Consider the following 3,416-nt stretch of genomic DNA (forward strand, 5'->3'; position numbering starts at 1 on the left):
GTGTGTTGTTTGAGAACTGCACAGTGGACGCGAGCATCTTTGTTTGTAAGTGTTGAAGAGCGTTCGGTGGATGCCTTGGCACCAGGAGCCGATGAAGGACGTAGGAGGCTGCGATAAGCCTCGGGGAGCTGTCAACCGAGCTGAGATCCGAGGATTTCCGAATGGGGAAACCCGGCACGAGTGATGTCGTGTCACCCTCCGTTGAATATATAGGCGGTGGGGAGGGAACGTGGGGAAGTGAAACATCTCAGTACCCACAGGAAGAGAAAACAATTGTGATTCCGTGAGTAGTGGCGAGCGAAAGCGGATGAGGCTAAACCATGCGTGTGTGATAGCCGGCAGGTGTTGCACGTGTGGGGTAGTGGGGCTCACTTTCCTATCACTGCCGTGGTAGGCAACAGTCAGAAAAGTGCGTGTTAGTCGAAGTGGTCTGGAACGGCCTGTCGTAGAGGGTGAGAATCCCGTAGGCGAAAATGCGTGCTCTGTTGTAGTGGGTGCCCGAGTAGCAGCGGGCCCGTGAAATCTGCTGTGAATCTGCCGGGACCACCCGGTAAGCCTGAATACTCCCTGGTGACCGATAGCGGACTAGTACCGTGAGGGAAAGGTGAAAAGTACCCCGGGAGGGGAGTGAAATAGTACCTGAAACCGGACGCTTACAATCCGTCAGAGCCTTCCCTTTGTGGTGGGGTGATGGCGTGCCTTTTGAAGAATGAGCCTGCGAGTCATCGGTGTGTGGCGAGGTTAACCCGTGTGGGGTAGCCGTAGCGAAAGCGAGTCCGAATAGGGCGTTTGAGTCGCATGTCATGGACCCGAAGCGGAGTGATCTACCCATGGCCAGGGTGAAGCGACGGTAAGACGTCGTGGAGGCCCGAACCCACTTAGGTTGAAAACTGAGGGGATGAGCTGTGGGTAGGGGTGAAAGGCCAATCAAACTCCGTGATAGCTGGTTCTCCCCGAAATGCATTTAGGTGCAGCGTCACGTGTTTCACATCGGAGGTAGAGCTACTGGATGGCCTAGGGGGCCCACAAGCTTACCGAAGTCAGCCAAACTCCGAATGCCGGTGTGTGAGAGCGTGGCAGTGAGACTGCGGGGGATAAGCTTCGTAGTCGAGAGGGAAACAGCCCAGATCGCCGGCTAAGGCCCCTAAGCGTGTACTAAGTGGAAAAGGATGTGGGGTCGCGAAGACAACCAGGAGGTTGGCTTAGAAGCAGCCACCCTTGAAAGAGTGCGTAATAGCTCACTGGTCAAGTGATCCTGCGCCGACAATGTAGCGGGGCTCAAGTACACCGCCGAAGCCGCGGCATTCCAGCATTATTCTGCTTTCGAGCCAGGAGCTGGGATGGGTAGGGGAGCGTCGTGCAGCCGTGGAAGCAGCGGGGTGACCTAGTTGTGGAGGCTGTGCGAGTGAGAATGCAGGCATGAGTAGCGAAAGACGAGTGAGAAACTCGTCCGCCGAATGACCAAGGGTTCCTGGGCCAGGTTAATCCGCCCAGGGTGAGTCGGGACCTAAGGCGAGGCCGACAGGCGTAGTCGATGGACAACGGGTTGATATTCCCGTACCCGTGTATCCGCGCCCAATGGCGAATCAGTGGTGCTAAGTGCCCAAATGTGGATGGACTTCCTTCGGGAAGCTTGAAGCGGCTGCGCACGACCCCTGCTGTAGTAGTCAAGCGATGGGGTGACGCAGGAAGGTAGCTGGGCCAGGTGGTGGATTACCTGGTGTAAGCCGGTAGGGCGTTGTGTAGGCAAATCCGCACAACATGTGCCTGAGAGGTGATGCGTAGCCGATTGAGGCGAATTCAGTGATCCTATGCTGCCGAGAAAAGCCTCTAGTGAGTTGGTACACGGCCCGTACCCCAAACCGACACAGGTGGTCAGGTAGAGAATACCGAGGCGATCGAGAGAACTGTGGTTAAGGAACTCGGCAAAATGCCCCCGTAACTTCGGGAGAAGGGGGACCACGTCTGGTGACGATCTTTACGGTCCGAGCTGGGTGTGGTCGCAGAGACCAGAGAGAAGCGACTGTTTACTAAAAACACAGGTCCGTGCGAAGTCGTAAGACGATGTATACGGACTGACGCCTGCCCGGTGCCGGAAGGTTAAGAGGACCGGTTAGCGCTTTCGGGCGCGAAGCTGAGAATTTAAGCCCCGGTAAACGGCGGTGGTAACTATAACCATCCTAAGGTAGCGAAATTCCTTGTCGGGTAAGTTCCGACCTGCACGAATGGCGTAACGACTTCTCTGCTGTCTCAACCACAGACTCGGCGAAATTGCATTACGAGTAAAGATGCTCGTTACGCGCGGCAGGACGAAAAGACCCCGGGACCTTCACTATAGCTTGGTATTGGTGTTCGGTACGGTTTGTGTAGGATAGGTGGGAGACTGTGAAGCGGGCACGCCAGTGTTCGTGGAGTCGTCGTTGAAATACCACTCTGGTCGTATTGGACTTCTAACCTCGGACCCTGATCGGGTTCAGGGACAGTGCCTGGTGGGTAGTTTAACTGGGGCGGTTGCCTCCTAAAATGTAACGGAGGCGCCCAAAGGTTCCCTCAGCCTGGTTGGCAATCAGGTGTCGAGTGCAAGTGCACAAGGGAGCTTGACTGTGAGACTGACGGGTCGAGCAGGGACGAAAGTCGGGACTAGTGATCCGGCACCGGCATGTGGAAGCGGTGTCGCTCAACGGATAAAAGGTACCCCGGGGATAACAGGCTGATCTTCCCCAAGAGTCCATATCGACGGGATGGTTTGGCACCTCGATGTCGGCTCGTCGCATCCTGGGGCTGGAGTAGGTCCCAAGGGTTGGGCTGTTCGCCCATTAAAGCGGCACGCGAGCTGGGTTTAGAACGTCGTGAGACAGTTCGGTCTCTATCCGCCGCGCGCGTCAGAAACTTGAGGAAGGCTGTCCCTAGTACGAGAGGACCGGGACGGACGAACCTCTGGTGTGCCAGTTGTCCTGCCAAGGGCACTGCTGGTTGGCTACGTTCGGAAGGGATAACCGCTGAAAGCATCTAAGCGGGAAGCCTGTTCCAAGATGAGGTTTCTCACCACCTTCGAGTGGTTAAGGCCCCCTATAGACCATGGGGTTGATAGGCCGGAACTGGAAGCACGGTAACGTGTGGAGGTGACCGGTACTAATCGGCCGAGGACTTACCAACAAAGGTTGCTACGCGTCCACTGTGCGGTATCTGAAACAACACACAGATACCCTCGAAAACACTCTGTCTCTTGTGGTGGAGTCCCATATCTTTCGGGTGTGGGTTGGGGGTGTGGATAGTTTCATAGAGTTACGGCGGCCATAGCGGTGGGGAAACGCCCGGTCCCATTCCGAACCCGGAAGCTAAGCCTGCCAGCGCCGATGGTACTGCACTCGACAGGGTGTGGGAGAGTAGGACACCGCCGGAACATCCTTTCACGA

Annotated in this window: 2 rRNA genes; both read left to right on the plus strand. The window is 56.3% G+C overall.

Annotated elements, in window-relative coordinates:
* Positions 1 to 43: 43 nt before the first annotated feature.
* Positions 44 to 3,156, plus strand: a 23S ribosomal RNA gene (locus tag ACL03I_RS39060).
* A 130-nt stretch (positions 3,157 to 3,286) separates the two neighbouring features.
* Positions 3,287 to 3,403, plus strand: a 5S ribosomal RNA gene (rrf, locus tag ACL03I_RS39065).
* Positions 3,404 to 3,416 lie beyond the last annotated feature (13 nt).

This window comes from Nocardia sichangensis (assembly GCF_047200615.1).
Taxonomy (GTDB): Bacteria; Actinomycetota; Actinomycetes; order Mycobacteriales; family Mycobacteriaceae; genus Nocardia; species Nocardia sichangensis.